The organism is Candidatus Methanoperedens sp., assembly GCA_027460525.1.
In the GTDB taxonomy this organism is placed as follows: Archaea; Halobacteriota; Methanosarcinia; order Methanosarcinales; family Methanoperedenaceae; genus Methanoperedens.
Genome location: JAPZAS010000036.1, coordinates 53,270 through 69,319, shown reverse-complemented (window position 1 = coordinate 69,319; position 16,050 = coordinate 53,270). Strand labels below are relative to the sequence as shown.

At 42.8% G+C, this 16,050-nt stretch carries 21 protein-coding genes, 1 tRNA gene and 1 pseudogene; 12 read left to right on the top strand and 11 right to left on the bottom strand.

What is annotated here, in order from left to right; all coding sequences use genetic code 11:
- Positions 1-146: 146 nt before the first annotated feature.
- The gene (locus O8C68_13340) at positions 147-611 is read left to right on the top strand and encodes a DUF4352 domain-containing protein (protein MCZ7396775.1); all 465 of its coding nucleotides are present in this window, start codon (positions 147-149) and stop codon (positions 609-611) included.
- 263 nt (positions 612-874) lie between these two features.
- Here the strand turns inward: O8C68_13340 and O8C68_13335 are convergent.
- Positions 875-948: transfer RNA gene (locus O8C68_13335), tRNA-Ile, on the bottom strand.
- A 277-nt stretch (positions 949-1,225) separates the two neighbouring features.
- Here O8C68_13335 and O8C68_13330 point away from each other — a divergent pair.
- Positions 1,226-1,846: a phosphoribosyltransferase gene (locus O8C68_13330; protein ID MCZ7396774.1), complete on the top strand. Its 621-nt coding sequence runs from the start codon at positions 1,226-1,228 to the stop codon at positions 1,844-1,846.
- Between the two features lie 61 nt (positions 1,847-1,907).
- Positions 1,908-2,255, top strand: coding sequence for a cupin domain-containing protein (locus tag O8C68_13325; protein ID MCZ7396773.1), 348 nt, complete (start codon positions 1,908-1,910; stop codon positions 2,253-2,255).
- Between the two features lie 67 nt (positions 2,256-2,322).
- Here O8C68_13325 and O8C68_13320 read toward each other — a convergent pair whose 3' ends face one another.
- Positions 2,323-3,777 carry an MFS transporter gene (locus tag O8C68_13320; protein ID MCZ7396772.1) on the bottom strand — a complete coding sequence of 485 codons (1,455 nt, stop codon included), beginning with the start codon at positions 3,775-3,777 and terminating at the stop codon, positions 2,323-2,325.
- A gap of 137 nt (positions 3,778-3,914) precedes the next feature.
- On the opposite strand from O8C68_13320, the gene O8C68_13315 reads away from it, so the two are divergent.
- The 3 genes from O8C68_13315 (at position 3,915) to O8C68_13305 (ending at position 5,904) form a co-directional block, all read left to right on the top strand.
- Entirely contained in the window at positions 3,915-5,090 is a 1,176-nt protein-coding gene (locus tag O8C68_13315; protein ID MCZ7396771.1) for an NAD(P)/FAD-dependent oxidoreductase, read from the top strand.
- Between the two features lie 185 nt (positions 5,091-5,275).
- The gene (locus tag O8C68_13310; protein ID MCZ7396770.1) at positions 5,276-5,443 is read left to right on the top strand and encodes a hypothetical protein; all 168 of its coding nucleotides are present in this window, start codon (positions 5,276-5,278) and stop codon (positions 5,441-5,443) included.
- Positions 5,443-5,904: a hypothetical protein gene (locus tag O8C68_13305; GenBank protein MCZ7396769.1), complete on the top strand. Its 462-nt coding sequence runs from the start codon at positions 5,443-5,445 to the stop codon at positions 5,902-5,904. The genes O8C68_13310 and O8C68_13305 overlap by 1 nt, the downstream gene beginning before the upstream one ends.
- Positions 5,905-6,052: 148 nt before the next feature.
- On the opposite strand, the gene O8C68_13300 is transcribed toward O8C68_13305, so the two are convergent.
- On the bottom strand, positions 6,053-6,466 hold the full coding sequence (locus tag O8C68_13300) for a hypothetical protein (GenBank protein ID MCZ7396768.1): 414 nt from the start codon (positions 6,464-6,466) through the stop codon (positions 6,053-6,055).
- A 1-nt stretch (position 6,467) separates the two neighbouring features.
- Positions 6,468-7,496 carry a mechanosensitive ion channel gene (locus tag O8C68_13295; GenBank protein MCZ7396767.1) on the bottom strand — a complete coding sequence of 343 codons (1,029 nt, stop codon included), beginning with the start codon at positions 7,494-7,496 and terminating at the stop codon, positions 6,468-6,470.
- A gap of 94 nt (positions 7,497-7,590) precedes the next feature.
- Here O8C68_13295 and O8C68_13290 point away from each other — a divergent pair, with 94 nt between their 5' ends.
- The 5 genes and pseudogenes from O8C68_13290 (at position 7,591) to cysS (ending at position 11,796) form a co-directional block, all read left to right on the top strand.
- Entirely contained in the window at positions 7,591-8,466 is an 876-nt protein-coding gene (locus tag O8C68_13290) for an FKBP-type peptidyl-prolyl cis-trans isomerase (protein ID MCZ7396766.1), read from the top strand.
- 1 nt (position 8,467) lies between these two features.
- The gene (locus tag O8C68_13285) at positions 8,468-8,830 is read left to right on the top strand and encodes an OB-fold nucleic acid binding domain-containing protein (protein MCZ7396765.1); all 363 of its coding nucleotides are present in this window, start codon (positions 8,468-8,470) and stop codon (positions 8,828-8,830) included.
- Between the two features lie 40 nt (positions 8,831-8,870).
- Complete coding sequence (locus O8C68_13280) at positions 8,871-9,824, top strand: ATP-binding cassette domain-containing protein (protein ID MCZ7396764.1); 954 nt, start codon at positions 8,871-8,873, stop codon at positions 9,822-9,824.
- A gap of 8 nt (positions 9,825-9,832) precedes the next feature.
- On the top strand, positions 9,833-10,579 hold the full coding sequence (locus O8C68_13275; protein ID MCZ7396763.1) for an ABC transporter permease: 747 nt from the start codon (positions 9,833-9,835) through the stop codon (positions 10,577-10,579).
- Positions 10,580-10,596: 17 nt separating this feature from the next.
- Positions 10,597-11,796 (top strand): annotated as a pseudogene (cysS, locus tag O8C68_13270) (cysteine--tRNA ligase).
- Here cysS and O8C68_13265 read toward each other — a convergent pair.
- Genes O8C68_13265 through O8C68_13240 form a run of 6 tightly spaced genes read right to left on the bottom strand, consistent with a single transcriptional unit; the run spans position 11,786 to position 15,170 of the window.
- Positions 11,786-12,124, bottom strand: coding sequence for a DNA-binding protein (locus O8C68_13265; protein ID MCZ7396762.1), 339 nt, complete (start codon positions 12,122-12,124; stop codon positions 11,786-11,788). The pseudogene cysS and the gene O8C68_13265 overlap by 11 nt on opposite strands.
- 44 nt (positions 12,125-12,168) lie before the next feature.
- On the bottom strand, positions 12,169-12,618 hold the full coding sequence (locus O8C68_13260; GenBank protein MCZ7396761.1) for a 30S ribosomal protein S19e: 450 nt from the start codon (positions 12,616-12,618) through the stop codon (positions 12,169-12,171).
- A 57-nt stretch (positions 12,619-12,675) separates the two neighbouring features.
- Positions 12,676-12,930: a YhbY family RNA-binding protein gene (locus tag O8C68_13255; GenBank protein ID MCZ7396760.1), complete on the bottom strand. Its 255-nt coding sequence runs from the start codon at positions 12,928-12,930 to the stop codon at positions 12,676-12,678.
- The gene (locus O8C68_13250; protein ID MCZ7396759.1) at positions 12,927-13,295 is read right to left on the bottom strand and encodes a roadblock/LC7 domain-containing protein; all 369 of its coding nucleotides are present in this window, start codon (positions 13,293-13,295) and stop codon (positions 12,927-12,929) included. The genes O8C68_13255 and O8C68_13250 overlap by 4 nt, the downstream gene beginning before the upstream one ends.
- Positions 13,295-14,464 carry a GTP-binding protein gene (locus O8C68_13245; protein MCZ7396758.1) on the bottom strand — a complete coding sequence of 390 codons (1,170 nt, stop codon included), beginning with the start codon at positions 14,462-14,464 and terminating at the stop codon, positions 13,295-13,297. The genes O8C68_13250 and O8C68_13245 overlap by 1 nt, the downstream gene beginning before the upstream one ends.
- A gap of 1 nt (position 14,465) precedes the next feature.
- Positions 14,466-15,170: a recombinase RecA gene (locus tag O8C68_13240; GenBank protein ID MCZ7396757.1), complete on the bottom strand. Its 705-nt coding sequence runs from the start codon at positions 15,168-15,170 to the stop codon at positions 14,466-14,468.
- Positions 15,171-15,458: 288 nt separating this feature from the next.
- On the opposite strand from O8C68_13240, the gene O8C68_13235 reads away from it, so the two are divergent.
- Positions 15,459-15,686, top strand: coding sequence for a hypothetical protein (locus O8C68_13235; protein MCZ7396756.1), 228 nt, complete (start codon positions 15,459-15,461; stop codon positions 15,684-15,686).
- Here the strand turns inward: O8C68_13235 and O8C68_13230 are convergent.
- A complete protein-coding gene (locus O8C68_13230; GenBank protein ID MCZ7396755.1) occupies positions 15,673-15,876 on the bottom strand; it encodes a hypothetical protein in 204 nt (67 codons plus the stop codon). The two genes, O8C68_13235 and O8C68_13230, sit on opposite strands and share 14 nt — an antisense overlap.
- Between the last annotated feature and the right edge of the window lie 174 nt (positions 15,877-16,050).

Here is a 16,050-nt window from a genome sequence, read left to right as displayed (position 1 = left end):
TGCCTCAGCCAGCAAGGGCACTATAGAAGCTTAAGGGAATGACAGGGCATTCAATGAGAGGAAGCCAGCAGGGATGGGATAATAGAGCTTTAATACCTTCTCTTTTTTTAGGAACATTAATAAAGAATTACTTTTATCAATAGGTTATGATGAATATTATGAAATTAAATCGTATTGGAATAATTATAATGGTTTTGGTATCTGTTATCGCAATGGGATGTATAACATCTCAATCGAGTTCATCAAATCCTAAATCGGCTGTTGCAACTCAAAACATAATCATCAGTTATTCAGCTAAAAAGGTTAATACGATTGGGCAATATGGAGAAGCTAATTCAGGCATGGTATTTTTAGTTATCACAATGAACATAGAAAATCATGGATATGAGAAGTTCCACGTAAGTCCATCCACTTTTGACCTTATAGCTAACAATATAAAATATGTTGAATCTGGAAGTTATCAATTGGATGATGTATTGGCTAGAGTTGATATACCCGATGGTGGCTCTATAAATGGAAGTGTTGCATTCAATGTACCTTCAAATATCGGAAGTTATCAACTTCAATATGGCGGTGCAGGGGATTATAACATTATCTATAAAATTACTTGAGTTATGGAACATTTGCCATTCACAGACCGCCTCTTACTTTTCAAAGGACAGGGTATCTATCAGATAGAGAGGATGCCTAAAACCTTTTTTCTTGGTAAATGCAATGCTCGTAATGGTTCTTCAGCATTCTCTAAATATCTTTACTGTTTCAATTAATAAAGGCGCTATTTTATTCCGTTTCGCAGTAAGCCTGTATCTAACCCTTTTTCCTTTATCGTCATTGGTTATTGTAGCTTCAATAATCCCCAATTTTTCAAGCGATATGGGCCCGCTGCGATTTGAACGCAGGACCTCTCGGTTATCAGCCGAGCGCTCCACCTGGCTAAGCTACGGGCCCGAAACTTTTGCCAATATAACCCCATCTAATTTAAATCTTGTCTTTAACTATAGTTAAGAACCAATTTTCGATACTTATTTTATGAAACACTTTTGCGTTCTTGGTGTTCTTCGCGGTGCTTGATTTTATTCACCGAGAGCGCAAAGGTCGCAAAGATAAGTTTAAAATGTTTAGTTTTTAACTATAATTTATAGTTGCGCCGCCGCAAACAGACCCAGGCGCGGGTCGGAGCTTTAATTCGGAAAGAATATGTATTACAATAAGCCATTACAATACGATGGTAAAGCCGCAAGATACATTTAAATGCTATCTGGTAAGCTGGGATGAAGCTTACACGCTGGCAAAAAATTTAGCACATAAGATCAAAAAATCAGGATTTAAGCCTGACCTTGTAATAGGGATAGCCAGGGGAGGACTTGTGCCGGCGCGCGTAGTGTGTGATTTTCTTCTCAAAAAAGACCTTGCAGCTATAAAAGTCGAGCACTGGGGAATCGCAGCCATGCTTGGAAAAGCCGAAATAAAGTTCCCTCTTCCAATAGACATAAAAGGTGAGAAGATACTTATTGTGGATGACGTTGCAGATAGCGGGGATACCTTTTCTGTGGTTATGGATTACATAAAGGAAAAGAACCCATCGGAGGTTAAAACCGCTGTTCTGCACTACAAAACCTGTTCAACCTGCGTTCCTGATTACTGGGCAGAAAAGCAGGATGGCTGGAAGTGGATAATATATCCATGGGCTGTCTATGAAGACCTGACTGGTTTTATTGGAAGGGTGTCAACCAGTTCCATGGTGCCTGAGGATATTAGAAGGGCTCTGAAGAACAATTTCGGTATAAAAATTTCAAGGAAAGACCTTATGGAAATTTTAAATGATATGCAGGCGCAAGGAAAGTAAGGAAGACTGCAAAACTGAATTTTTCCCGTTAATTCGCTATAAATCAATAAAGGAGGCAAAAATGGAGCACAATGGACCGCAAACAGGCGTTGAAAAACTTGTAGGGCAGGCGGTGAGATTAATTGATCTTGGGGACTATCAAGAGGGCTCGGTGGTGAGCCGAACCATAATAGACAAAAAGACGGGGACGGTGACTTTTTTTGCTTTTGATGAGGGGCAGGGGTTAAGCGAACATACAGCGCCCTTTGACGCCATTGTTTATCTTCTTGAAGGTGAAGCTGAAATCGTCATCTCGGGGAGACCCCTTCGCTTGAAGGAAGGCGAGACGATTATAATGCCTGCCCATCAACCGCATTCATTAAGAGCGGTAAGGAAATTTAAGATGATCCTGACAATGATACGCTCTTGATGTATTGCAAAGCAGGCAGGTTGATATGAAACTGTTACTACGAGAGTAGGAATATACATTGCGCATCCTATGAAGCCAATTCACTTCCCAGATTTTCCTTTCCTCGCATGGCTGAGACAATAATTGCAGGCACGGTGATTATGGAAGACACAATAAATGCCCCGGTTATACCGCCTGTGAAAGCCTCCTGTACAGCTACAGGCATGTTCGCTCCGCCAACAACGAACATATCCATCATCTGTGCAAGAGAGATTGTTCCCATGATAAGCGGGAAAGCTATCCCCATGCTCAGCACCATGCCGGCGCTGTTGAAAAATGCCCTCATGGATGAGGCTACGCCGCGCCGCTGTGGGGATACTGACGACATAATGGCGCTGGTATTCGGGGGCTGGAACAATCCTGAACCGAAGCTGTTGATGAACATCCACGCAGCAAGTATCCAGTAAGGCGTATTGTAGTGCATCGTCGCAAGACCCAGCAAACCCACGAGAGATATAGCCAGACCAACTGTGCTGATGATCCTGGAACCATATTTATCTGAAAGTACGCCGCCTATCGGACCTGTTATTGCAAGACCGATAGCAAGGGGCGTGATGAGTATGCTTGCCATAAGCGGGTCATAGCCCCTCGGCCCCTGGAAGAAAAGGATGAGGAGAATCATTACCGCTCCCCTGGCTATGGAATTCAATAGGGCGCTTAGCTGCCCGTAGGAGAAGATTCTTATTTTGAACAGGTTCAGATCCATCAATGGATATATCGCTCGCTTTTCAACGCGCAGGAAGGCGGCAAAACTAACGATAGCGATAATAAGCGACAGAAGCATTGGAAAGGATGTCAAGCCGAGAATAAACCCTGCCGTGAGATATATCATGGTCGTGATGAAGGCAATCGTGAATAAGACCATTCCCTTAAGATCGAATTTTTCTCCTTTCGGCAGCTCTGCCACATCTTTCAATTTCAAATGCGCCCAAACCGTAGTAACGATACCAATTGGAACATTAAAAAAGAAAATCAGCCGCCAGTCTATCAACGTAAGGACACCACCCAGTATCGGGCCCACAACGAATGCTGCAGCCATGATCATGCTGAGGATCCCCATTGCTTTTCCCAGTTCATTCCGCCTGAAAGCATCGGTGACTATGATGGTGCCGTTGGATACAAGCATTGATCCTCCCACAGCCTGCAATACCCTGAAAGCGATAAGCTGGTTTATGTCAGCGGCAAAACCGCAAAGTAATGACCCGATCGTGAAAACTGCCAATCCATAGACGTAGAGTTTCTTGCGCCCGTAAATATCTGCAAGCCTGCCCCAGGCAGGTGCGAGTATCGTGAGGAGAAGAGAATAACTTATCAGTACCCACATTATCCCGAAGAGGTCTGTCTTCAGTTTCACCATCATAGTGGGAAGGGCGATTATCAGGGTGCTGGCATTGAGGATCCCGACAAGCATCCCGAGAGAGGTTACGGAAAGGGCGGTCCATTTATAGCCTTCCGGAATTTTTTTGTCAATGTTAGAGCTCATAGTAATTCTTATAAAAGTTGAAGGCTTGTTTAATAATTCTCGTATATTTAAGATTATGTGCGAATAAACCGCATCAAAAGAGACAAGAGATAAGGATAATACAAAAGAATGCAACGTAGGTGAAACCTAAGAAAAATATGATTGAAAAAGATGTTATCATCATTGGAGCAGGTGCATCGGGCATGATATGCGCCATCGAATCCGGAAAAAGAGGTCGCTCGGTTCTCGTTCTTGACCACGCCAAAAAATTCGGAAACAAAATCCGTATTTCCGGTGGCGGAAGCTGTAATTTTACCAATATCAACATAAGCCCCACTAATTATTTATCAAGTAATCCTCATTTCTGCAAATCCGCGCTTTCCCGTTTTACACCTCATGATATTATTGCCCTGCTTGAAAAACATGGCATAAAATATGAAGAAAGAGAACAGGGGCAATTATTCTGCGCAAAAAGCGGAGAGGAAATAATTCGAATGCTTGAGAAGGAAAGTAACGATGCTGGTGTAAACATAATTTTAAACTGCCAGATTCTGGACGTTAAAAAAGCAGAATCTTATATAGTATCGACTGATCATGGAATTTTTGAGTCTGAGTCGCTTGTTATTGCTACCGGGGGATTGTCTTATCCCCAGTCAGGAGCTTCAGGTATAGGGTACATGATAGCAAAGCAGTTCGGTATTAAAGTTGTGGAGCTAAAACCTGCGCTTGTTCCTTTGGTTTTTTCCCAAAAAGACGTGAAAATATTTGGCGAATTAAGCGGTATTTCAATTGACGTCGCTGTCAAATGCAAGCATATGGAGTTTCGTGGAAGCATCCTCTTTACTCACGGCGGACTTAGCGGTCCTGCAATACTCCAGATTTCTTCATACTGGAAGGAGGGTAATACTATTGTTATTGATCTATTGCCTGAAATTGATATATACGGTATTTTCATTGCAAAACAGCAAAGCAAGAGTAAAATCGAGATGCATAACTTGCTTTCGCAGTATCTGCCCTCGCGCTTTGCGAAGATCTGGTGCTTATTGAGTTTCCAGTCAAAACCACTCAACCAATATACTGAAAAGGAACTCAGGAACATCGCTCATCAGGTTCATAACTGGGAGATTAAACCGAAATCTACCGAAGGTTTCAAAACTGCCGAGGTCACACTTGGTGGAATTGATACGAATGAACTCTCATCCAAAACAATGGAATCAAGAAGGGTCAAAGGTCTCTATTTTACGGGTGAGGTTATCGATGTGACAGGGCAGCTTGGAGGATACAATTTACAGTGGGCGTGGGCTTCTGGTTTTGTAGCGGGACAGTATGCGTGACGGGTCTGCAATTCAAGATTGACCGGAAGAGGATATGAACCTCAAATCAATTTGTGAAGCGGTGCTTAGAAGGAACATCTTGCCGCCAGAGTGGAGGCTGAGGCTGGATGGGACGTGTCTTGCATAAGCTTAATATAAGAACAGGATTAAACATGACAATCATGATATTACGGAGGTGAAAAAACATGTGCAGTGTCGGCGGCGAAATATACGATTTCGATATTAAAGAACTGGATGCAGATGCTAAATATTACAAGTGCGGAGATTGCAATAACGAGTTCAAGGGCTTTGGACATAAATTAAGATGCCCCTCCTGTCATTCGGCAAACGTGAGCCTGTGTGCTGAAGAATAATGATCCCACTCAATAATGATGAGATGCTTCTTTTGCGGGGAAAAGAAGGCACCCTGGGTATAGTCAAAGTAGGGGAGAAAAACCAATTTTTCCTGGAAACTGAGAAGGAGGAGATACTCCTGGCGCTGGAACCCGACGACCTGCTTGTAGCCTCTGGATTCGGGGCTGATAAAACAACCATAAACGGATTAAAGTGCGTGCTTTATATGATTCGTGAAGTGGGTTCGCCTTTCATCGTCCTGCCAAAAAAACATCCTGCATCAAAGCGCCTGAAGATTGTGGTTTCTGCCGGCGACAGGACACGGATCAGCTGCAGCATAATTCCAGGGACGCATCCTGAACAGGATATATTATGCGGCAGCGATGAATTTGACGGCATTGAAATTTCGGGGGTACAAGGAGGGGTGGAGTTCAGTGACCTAAGAGGCGGGAGGATTGAACGTATTCCTTTTGAGATTTAACCACTGCCTGCCGCAATGCCTCGATAAAAGGCGGTGCGCCCACGAACGCTTGTTTTCCGTTAGAGGGGCTTAGTCGCTCTTCTGCCGTTTCATCAATTCTTCAAGTTTTTTCCTTCTTATCAGGGCAAGCTCGTCGTCTTCTGTCATGTTATCCACTTTTTATCAGGAATATCCCGATAGCAATGCATATCAATCCTGCGGGCATCCCAAAAAGTACAGAATAGATAAATATCATTGCACTTGCCATTAAAGCACCGGTGGAATTCGCTGATTTTACAACGAATAGAAAAGAAACCGGAAAAGCAATAAATTCCATCCCGATTCCGATGAAAGTCCAGCCTAATACTCTCTTTATATCAGCAAGGCGGTTCAACCTTCGTGCAATCACAGGCGCTATCACAAGCAACGAGAGAACGAAAATAAAATACGGTACGCTCTTTTGAACCGGCAAGGAAAAACGAGAGGAAAAAGGCGCAGATATAAGAACAAGAATAACAATTAACCCGCATGCGAGTACAATCCCGCTTCCCATCGATAGGATTGATTTTCGTGTAATGTTCATTTCAATCTTTCTTTATATGTACATCCATCTGGTTAAATGGTATCTCGATACCTTCCTTCTTGAATCGGGTGAACATCTCCCTGAAAATCCAGTCCAGGACAGGATGCCTGTCGTCGTAATGTCCAATCCATACAAGAAGCTCGAAATTCTGTGAGGAATTGGCATATTCTGTAAAACGGACAAGAGGTTTTGGGTGTTTCAGGACAAGTGGTGTTCTATTTGCTATGTCAAGCAGGAGCTCATCCACTTTCCTGGGGTCTGTCCCATAAGCCACACTAATCGGGATTTTAACCCGCGTCGTGGTATCAGGGAATGCATAATTGATTATCTGCTCGTTAATCACCCTGGAATTGGGGATTGTTATAATGGTATTATTAAGCGTTTTTATCTTGGTGTATCTGGGTTTTATGTCATAGACATCGCCATAAACACTTCCCATCTCCACCCTGTCTCCTACCTTGTAGAGCTGGTCAAGGGTGATAGTAACGCCTCCGAACACATTTGAAAGCAAATTCTGCGCAGCGAGGGCGATCGCAAGACCCGCGATTCCCATGCCAGTTATGAGAGGTGTTATCTGCACTCCAACCGCGTCAAGGGCGATCAGAATACCAAGAAACCAGATGATGTACATTGCAGACATGTCGGCAAGGGCTACAAGCCTTTCATCCACATGCCCGTCTGTCCTGGCTGCCAATTCGTAACCGTATTCTCTTATGAATCCTTTTGCAAGTGTGGCAACAGTCCATGTCCCGAAAATAGTGAGAATAAAGTGCCTGTACTTGTATCCTGCATCAAATTTATCTATCCAATCTCCAAGATACGGTGTCTGATGAATCGCATAGTATATGCCTGCAACAATAACCAATATGTAAAGGGGTCTTCCGATGGCATGTAAAATAATATCGTCAATTTTAGTGCCGGTCTTTTCAGCTTTTTTTGTTAATATCCTTAAAATCAGATTTATAACATTGGCTATGATGAAACTTATCGCCAGAGTAACAACCGGCAAAAGAAAAGGTGGGATTTGCATTGTATTGCCTTGATGAATGGATTATCTAAAATATCTTTCTATGAAATATCACAAATTACTTATATGTTATCATCTTTGTGAAGGTGTGATTACAATGAAAAAATTCTTAATTCTTTTACTCGCAGCCGCGGTATTGTTCAGCGGCTGTCTGGCGCAGAAAACAGTGAAAACCGAAGTGAAAAACGGTGATAATATTTCTGTTGATTACATAGGAAGTCTGCCTGACGGGAAGGTCTTCGATACTTCGAATGAGAAGGTAGCAATAGAAAATAATGTGTTCGCTCAAGGCAGGATATATAAACCGCTTAATTTCACAGTAGGGAAAGGGAAGGTTATCAAAGGACTTGATGAAGGTGTAGTGGGAATGAAGATCGGCGAGTCAAGAACTTTAAGGATTCCGCCAGAAAAAGCATACGGTTTAATTAATCCTGTGTTGATGCAGATAATACCAGTAATAGAAAATATATCAGCGACACAAGTGTTACCAAAGGTTTTAGAAGTTCCCCGTAACCAGTTTGAGAGCACATTAGGTCCAAACCACAACATCGGCGAAATCGTCACAATCCCTGGGACGAATATTAATATGACAATCCTGAATATTACTTCCAATGTGTCGGTATCCTATAATCTTAAATTAGGAGATAATATTTGGCAATCAAGAGCGCCGTGGAATGAGACCGTAATAAAAATTGACGAAAAAAACATTACAATAAAAGCTAATGTTAGCAAGAACGAAATCATTCAGTTACAGGGTGCTCCGTGGAACACCACAGTGGTTGGTTTGAATAACGTGAATATCACGCTGAGACATAATCCCATTCCAGATACTGTGATTACAACCCAAAACATGTTTGGACAGATGATTCCGATGAAGGTCAGTTTCAATGAAACGTCCATAATAATGGATCAGAATCCTGAATTTGCGGGGAAGACATTGATTTTCAATGTGACCCTGAAGTCCATACAATAGCATGATGCAGAAGGAAGAAAAGGTGGTTGTAGTACTGATGGTTATGGCAGTACTTTCACTTATTATCGGTTATTTTGGTTTTGCAACGCAAACTCTTGCTTATTCGTCTGATTCAAAGCCCGGGGAACGCGTGTATGTGGAAGGAACGATACTTTCCAAACAGATGACGAAAACCGGTGAGAATCTCATCCTCAAGCTCTCAAATCTCAATATCAATGTTTTTATATCGAGGGATAAAGGAGCGAAGGACGTGTATAATGCTGTAAAAGCCGGGGACAGTGTAAGGATAACTGGCAAAGTTGATGTGTTTAATAATGAGAGAGAAATTAAAGTCGAGAGCGCAAAGGGTGTAGTTCGGCTATAATTCCATCAGATTTTTATCCTTCACATTCATAATTGGTGCTATGGTCATCAAAACCGAAGCTCTCAGCAAAAAATACGGGAAACTAACAGCGGTAGACAACCTAAACCTGCATGTGGAAGAGGGTGAGATCTTCGGGCTCCTCGGTCCGAACGGTGCAGGCAAGACAACCCTTATTTCAATGCTCTGCACTATTTTAAAGCCCACATCGGGCAAGGCGTGGGTTAACGGTTTTGATATTGTCAGGGAATCCTCGAAAGTCAGGAAATCCATAGGCATAGTATTCCAGCAGCCGAGTGTGGACGACCTTCTCACGGGACGGGAGAATCTTTCCATGCACAATCTGCTTTTCGGGGTGCCGAAGAGGATAAGAAAGCAGCGCATAGCTGAGGTATTGTCCCTTGTAAATCTTGAGAAACGCGCAGATGACCTTGTCAATACATATTCAGGCGGCATGCGGAGGCGTCTTGAACTGGCGCGCGGGATAATGCACCACCCAAAAATCCTTTTCCTCGATGAACCCACACTGGGTCTTGACCCGCAGACAAGGGAACATATCTGGGAATATATCCAGGATCTGGCTAAAAAGGAGCGCATGACTGTCATGCTCACGACACACTACATGGAGGAGGCGGAACAGCTATGCGGCAGAGTTGCGATAATCGATTACGGGAAGATAGTAGTGCTTGATTCGCCGGAGGCGCTCAAGAACCAGATAGTGGGGGACATGGTGAAACTTAAACAGAAGAATCCTGATATCGAAAAAATCAAAAAGCTTGATTATGTAAGAAACCTTCAGGAAAAAGATGGTTTGCTCCATCTTTCGATCAAGGATGCAAGCAAACATCTTCAGGACCTTCTCACCCACACTGGCCCCATAGATTTTGTGGAAGTAAGAAGCGGGACGCTCAACGATGTGTTCCTGCACTACACAGGCAGGGAGATACGCGAAGGTGAAGCAGAAGGAGGTTTCTGGGAAAGGGTGATGAAAAGATGAGTCAGCTTATGAATGAATTTGAAGGAATGTACGCAGTCTGGCTTCGTGAGGCTAAGATCTATGTCAGGGAGAAGGAACGGCTCGTATCTTCAGCGGTCTCACCGCTTCTCTGGATATTCGGTTTCGGAACGGGTATAGGGGCGAACCTGAAATCTATCGAGGGGTTACCTTACCAGGTTTTTATCTATCCCGGGATAGTGGTCATGGCGGTATTGTTCACATCACTGTTCTACGGGATATACATAATCTGGGACCGGAAGCTTGATTTTCTAAAAGAAGTGCTGGTAGCGCCTGTTTCAAGAGCCAGCGTGTTCGCGGGAAAGGTTCTCGGCGGAGCAACAGATGCAATGGTGCAGGTCGTATTTCTTCTGATAATCGGTCTTTTAATAAGTATCCCATTGACGCCAATCAAAATCATTGAAGCGTTTCTCATGCTCCTTTTAATCTCCGTTGCAATGGTAAGCATTGGACTGGTGATAGGGGCGAACCTGCAGAGTCCCGAAGGCTTTGGGCTTGTGATTAACTTTGTCATGTGGCCCATGTTTTTCTTCAGCAACGCCCTGTTTACACTGGAAAATACACCCCCATGGCTTAGCACGCTGATAAAATACAATCCTTTAACGTATGGGGTGGATGCAGTGCGCGGCATTATCCTTGGTATCAATCATTTTCCATTCTATCTTGACATCGCAGTAATGATGGTTTTTTCAGCTATTATGATGATCCTTGGAGTGTTGAGTTTCAGGAGGATGTAACCACGCTCAAGCTTTTTAATACCCTTACCAGAAAAAAAGAAAAATTCCAGCCTCTTGGGGATGTTGTAGGAATATACACATGCGGTCCTTCGGTTTACCAATATGCGCACATCGGGAATTTCAGGACTTTCATATTCGAGGATGTGCTTGTGAGGTACTTGAGATTCAGAGGCTATAGAGTAAAGCGGGTGATGAATTTAACTGATATCGAGGATAAAGCCATAGAAACTGCCAAAAAGGAAGGAAAGGCGCTTCGGGATTTGACCGAATATTATTCAAAGGTATTTTTTGAGGATATGGAAACATTAAATTTATTGCCGGCTGATGTTTTTCCAAAACCTACAGAACATGTACAGGAGATCGTTGGGATAATAAAGAAACTCATGGAGAATGGCTATGCCTATAGCGGATATGACGGCTCTGTATACTACGATGTCTCAAAATTCAAAGGCTGGGGAAAGCTCTCGCATTTGAAGCTCAGGAGGGGGGAGAAAAAAATAAAACGCGATGAATGGGGTGAGTCTACATCTATAATCTCGGATTTTGCCCTCTGGAAATCATACGAGAAGGAGGATGGGGAGGTTTTCTGGGAAACAGAGCTTGGAAAAGGAAGACCCGGCTGGCATATAGAGTGTTCAGCCATGTGTTCCAAGCATCTTGGCACGCATTTTGATATACATGCCGGAGGAGTGGATAATATTTTTCCGCATCATGAGAACGTTATAGCCCAGAATTTCGGTGCATTCGGAGAAAACCCATCAAAATACTGGCTCCACATCAGGCATCTTATGGTTAATGGAAAGAAGATGTCAAAATCAGCAGGCAATTTCTACACGTTACGAGAGCTTCTTGAAATGGGATTTGAGCCGATGGCGATAAAGTACCTGCTCCTTTCTATAAGTTACAGGAGACGGCTGAATTTCACATTCGAGGGGCTTGTGGGGGCCGGGAGAAAACTTGAAAAGCTTCGCAGCACCATTGAAAGACTTGGGAAAGCTAATGGTGAGGATGATGCTGGGAAAATAGCAAGCAAAGTCATGAAAAAATTTGAGCAGGCTTTGGATGATAACCTTAACACGGGAAAGGCGTTAAAAGTGATGGAAGAGTTTACGGATGATGTCAGCAGGATGAATCCAGACAAAAAATCATCGGAAAAGATTCTTGAAACTTTCAGGAGCTTTGATTCGGTACTTGGATTGAGATTGTTCACTTCCTGATGATCTGCATCTCTCTCTTTTTCGGCTGCAACTGGACAAGCAGCGCCCTGAGCTTGGCATCATCTATCTTGGTCTGAAGCCTCCCGCTCTGTGCAAGCGCTATTAACTGCGCCTCCACGCTCTCCACAAGCTCGGGTCTGGTCATCCTAAGCGTACTTAGCCGCTCCCTCGCCTCAGGCGTGAGTATCTGGCGCAGTATTGCCTGCTTCTTTGCCTCATACTCGGCGCGAGCCTGTTCCTGCTGGACTGCCTGTGCCTGCGCGCCGTACTGCTGCTGCTGCAACTGTTCAAGCTTACGTCTTTTTATCTCTTCGAGTTCCTCATCCATGTTCCTCAGCCCCCATCAATTAAATTCGGGGTTCCAGGTCTTATCTAATATTTGGCAACAGCCGGATTGGATTTGACAAGCTCTGATTTAACCTCATTTGCTGTATTATCCAAAAACGACTGCCCGTCCTTAGAAATTATCCTGCCTGTTTTTTGGGTTTTCACAAACCCGGCTTTTTCAAGCTGCTGCAGTGCCTCTCTTGCAACGGAGCCGCTCCCTTTTGAAAAGTGGATGGGCTTTACTCCATTCCTGTGCCGCCCGCCGTAGAAGCTCCGCAGGCGAGAGACCCCGACAGGACCATCTATATAGATGCGTCTTAATATCGAAGCGCATCTGATAAACCACCAGTCGGAGTTATCCGGGGAAAGTTCTTTATGAGCGCCAGTTTTGGCAAAACGTGCCCACTCGGGGGGCTTGGCTTTCTGGTCATTTTTTAATTTCTGTGCTGCCTTATTTATAAGCATCTCGGCAGGCACATCATATACTGTTGTCAATGTTGATCCTCCATAAAATTATCACTAAGGAGGTCTTTAGTATTTGTCGGATAGTATTTACCTTTTTCGGCGAAATACTGCAGTATTTCCCCTGACCTCAATAAGTTCCGAATCTGTAAGGTTTGCAAGTTTTTCTGAAAGCTCATGTTTCCCAATTTCAATAATGGCGGTTTTGAGGAATTTTACTTTCACCATCTCCTTAATCTTCAACTGGTTTTTTAGCTCTTCAACCACAGGCTCTATGCCTGATTTACCGACATGAATAGTAGCGTCAAGAGAAGTACCCTCTGCCTTGCTTTTTTGTTTGTTCATGCCAATATATCTTTGAGCTTTTTTGCCGATTTTTCAAGTTCCAGAAGGATTAAACCCAGTCCAGTATCCTGACTTGCAAGAAGAATCAGCAGTGCTTTGGGCCCTGCGCCAATAACAACTAATCTTCCGTAATCGGTTTCCACAATAACCCGATTGGGCACCCCTTTTTCCACATGTGTAGTGGCAGTCTCGGCAGCGCCGAGTATGGTAGCAGACATTGCAGCCAGGGAATCTACAAATAATTCTTTTTGCATAATGGCACGAATAAGCAACCCGTCGCGACTGGCGGCAGCACAGGCTTCCACTCCCCCGATATTCTTCAAGTCTGCAAGCAGTTTGTCAACCATATCAATAGTATCAGGCATCAAGTTCCTCCCGTTATTTTTTCTATCAAGACTTCAAATGCCTCAAACACGCCGATTTTATCCTTCGCAACCGCTGGAACGACAGGAACATCGTCGGGCAAATTGAACTGCTTTCTTATTTCTTCAGGCGTAAGAGCACCGGGTGAATCCTGCTTATTTGCAACCACAACATATGGCAGCCCATAGGACTTTGTAATCTCAAGCATCTGCTTTGCTCGAACAAAATCCGCTGGATTTGTGGAATCCACAACAAGAAAAACACCCATAGATTCGCCGCTTATTAGTTTTATGATTGGATCAAACCTCTCCTGTCCTGGCGTTCCGAAAATATCTGCGCTGAAACCTTTATAATCGAGATGACCATGGTCCATGGCGATTGTTGTCCCCAGCCTGTCAACGGATATAGCACGTGTTGAAAGGGCATGCACAAACGTGGATTTCCCGGCATCAAAAGGTCCTGTCACAAGTATCTTTGGTATGTATAATTTTATTCCTCCGGGGCGCAATACCCTGAAAAGCATGGATTTCTTTGTTTCATTTACCCAGTCTGACCTGAGTATCCCGAAATACTGACCGAAGATGACACGTTCAGCTATGCCACCGATAGATATGACGGCATTGAATAAATCTCCTTTTATTAAGTTCAGGGTTTCCTGAGAATATGGCCATGCAGTGAAATTATAAACAATGACATGGTCGTACAGCATTGCCATTTTGTTCCAAGACTTTACAGCCTCGATAGTTTCCTTCTCTCCGCATAAATCCATTATGGTGGATAGGGAACCGAATACTATAGTGCTTGGCGGCAATTCTTGCATTACATCTATTATTATCTTACTGAAATTGTCGATGTTGTCTGGACTTGAAATAACATATTTTTCTTTAGAAGGTGCCCCTATTAAAGGATTATAAGCATCGACAAAAAACAGCCTCTCATTAAATGGAGTGATATCCCAACCGAACTCCTTAAATTGACCCTTCATAATTTCGGGCATGGTACTCGATACTACGAAAACACCGGTACCGCCGTTTTTTAGATTACTATAAATAGTTTGCAGCCCAAAAATCTCGCCTTCAACGCCAGGTTGATTACAATATACAAGACTCTTGCCTTTAGGTATACCCCCACCGAGGAATTCATCCAATTTTGGTATCCCGGTTTCTACCATGTTATTTTCCCCTCAATATCTTGACACTAGCTCCCTCAATCTCGTATTCAAACCAGGGGGTGGGTTTTGAGGATAGCCCGGCAATCCTTATGAGATTCTTATCGTTCTCAGATTTTATCTCTATCATGCCATCAAATAACTGTTTTAAGGTTGCTATCGCCTGCGCGTCATGCATACCGCTCTCTATCACATATATTCCAATAGCCCCGGCTGCTTTAATGCGTCCTGTAAATACATGGAGAAACCTGAAAACAGTTTGAATGTTTGAATACATCAATATTGTAGAAAGCGAATTGATATGAAGCTGGATCTTTCGGGTATTCTTTTTCATAAAGAATTCCTCAAAAAACTGGCTGATTTTTACCCCGATTCCAGTTAAATCAACCGGACTGCTTGCGATTTTAATGTTTTCACTATCAACCGCAGCGCCGCCAAGCGTTTTTGTAACGCAGTCAACTATCCCGATTCTTGACATGGGAAGGGCTAACTTGTTTTCTTTGAACCAGTCCAGGATGTGGGTTGCGGATTCGCGCGTGGTTACTGTTATTATTGCATTTTCATTTTTTGTAGCGCCGTGATACACTATGTAGTTCAGGATGGCTTCTTTTCCGCTCATCGGAGGGCCGATAAACATGATATTCGAGCCTTTCTTTATGCCACCGATTGCTTCATCCAGTTCCTTGATGCCAAGTGTATAGTCACTCATCGTATGCCCTAGTACTCAGATATTACTATTTAGAGTTTGTTATATATAAATAGATATGTAGAAATGGATATGTTTATTTTGTAAATATGTGTTCCTTAGTGTACCAAACGGGCTCTCTTTTTCCATTTATTCCCACCAAACCTACATTTCTATGAATGCGGGTACAAGTATCACTGCTACTACCATATATATTTATTTATGTAGATAATATTTATTATCATCATCGCGATAATAATCATAACTTATAAATAGGAGTACCTACTGTGATGTATCAAGGGAAGGTTAAATATGCGAAGAAACAGTCTAGATATTATTGTTGACATTCTGGATATTGCTATTGCGAGTGTTAATAAAACGAGCATTGTCTATAAAGCAAACCTTAATTTTAAGCTTGCTGACAAATATCTAGCGCTGCTGCAAAAGCATGGTCTTATAGAGAATGAGTCGGATAAATATACAACAACAGAAAAAGGAAAAATATTTTTAAATAAAGCTAAAGAAGTCATTCTAAAGTAAGCAATTCAGAGCCGAACTCCGTTATTCTGACCTCTCCGTTTTTCAACTCAATAAGCCCGCACTCTTTCAGAAGATCGAGAATTATCTTATTTGTTAATGGTACTTTTTTTCCAAGTTCATTTACACTAATCTTTTTTCCTTCTCTAAGTTCTGCAAGAATTTTGTCTGCGATTTCTCCTGATTTGGACATGAATGTTAAAAGTGCTGAAATGGTATAAATAAATTCACTGAGCAGAGTTTCTTAATTATTTTTCTTAATATAATTTCTTAACTATATTTAGTATTATTTTATATTGACACATGCCATAAGAAAGGTTGCCCTTCATGGGCAAGAAAATAAGGAGCGATAAAAAATGAAAAACGA

Excerpts from the sequence above, each read along its gene's own strand:
- O8C68_13340 (MCZ7396775.1), top strand. The coding sequence starts at position 147 with ATGATGAATATTATGAAATTAAATCGTATTGGAATAATTATAATGGTT.
- O8C68_13330 (MCZ7396774.1), top strand. The coding sequence starts at position 1,226 with ATGGTAAAGCCGCAAGATACATTTAAATGCTATCTGGTAAGCTGGGAT.
- O8C68_13325 (MCZ7396773.1), top strand. The coding sequence starts at position 1,908 with ATGGAGCACAATGGACCGCAAACAGGCGTTGAAAAACTTGTAGGGCAG.
- O8C68_13320 (MCZ7396772.1), bottom strand. The coding sequence starts at position 3,777 with ATGAGCTCTAACATTGACAAAAAAATTCCGGAAGGCTATAAATGGACC.
- O8C68_13315 (MCZ7396771.1), top strand. The coding sequence starts at position 3,915 with ATGATTGAAAAAGATGTTATCATCATTGGAGCAGGTGCATCGGGCATG.
- O8C68_13310 (MCZ7396770.1), top strand. The coding sequence starts at position 5,276 with ATGTGCAGTGTCGGCGGCGAAATATACGATTTCGATATTAAAGAACTG.
- O8C68_13305 (MCZ7396769.1), top strand. The coding sequence starts at position 5,443 with ATGATCCCACTCAATAATGATGAGATGCTTCTTTTGCGGGGAAAAGAA.
- O8C68_13300 (MCZ7396768.1), bottom strand. The coding sequence starts at position 6,466 with ATGAACATTACACGAAAATCAATCCTATCGATGGGAAGCGGGATTGTA.
- O8C68_13295 (MCZ7396767.1), bottom strand. The coding sequence starts at position 7,496 with ATGCAAATCCCACCTTTTCTTTTGCCGGTTGTTACTCTGGCGATAAGT.
- O8C68_13290 (MCZ7396766.1), top strand. The coding sequence starts at position 7,591 with ATGAAAAAATTCTTAATTCTTTTACTCGCAGCCGCGGTATTGTTCAGC.
- O8C68_13285 (MCZ7396765.1), top strand. The coding sequence starts at position 8,468 with ATGATGCAGAAGGAAGAAAAGGTGGTTGTAGTACTGATGGTTATGGCA.
- O8C68_13280 (MCZ7396764.1), top strand. The coding sequence starts at position 8,871 with ATGGTCATCAAAACCGAAGCTCTCAGCAAAAAATACGGGAAACTAACA.
- O8C68_13275 (MCZ7396763.1), top strand. The coding sequence starts at position 9,833 with ATGAATGAATTTGAAGGAATGTACGCAGTCTGGCTTCGTGAGGCTAAG.
- O8C68_13265 (MCZ7396762.1), bottom strand. The coding sequence starts at position 12,124 with ATGGATGAGGAACTCGAAGAGATAAAAAGACGTAAGCTTGAACAGTTG.
- O8C68_13255 (MCZ7396760.1), bottom strand. The coding sequence starts at position 12,930 with ATGAACAAACAAAAAAGCAAGGCAGAGGGTACTTCTCTTGACGCTACT.
- O8C68_13250 (MCZ7396759.1), bottom strand. The coding sequence starts at position 13,295 with ATGCCTGATACTATTGATATGGTTGACAAACTGCTTGCAGACTTGAAG.
- O8C68_13245 (MCZ7396758.1), bottom strand. The coding sequence starts at position 14,464 with ATGGTAGAAACCGGGATACCAAAATTGGATGAATTCCTCGGTGGGGGT.
- O8C68_13240 (MCZ7396757.1), bottom strand. The coding sequence starts at position 15,170 with ATGAGTGACTATACACTTGGCATCAAGGAACTGGATGAAGCAATCGGT.
- O8C68_13235 (MCZ7396756.1), top strand. The coding sequence starts at position 15,459 with ATGCGAAGAAACAGTCTAGATATTATTGTTGACATTCTGGATATTGCT.
- O8C68_13230 (MCZ7396755.1), bottom strand. The coding sequence starts at position 15,876 with ATGTCCAAATCAGGAGAAATCGCAGACAAAATTCTTGCAGAACTTAGA.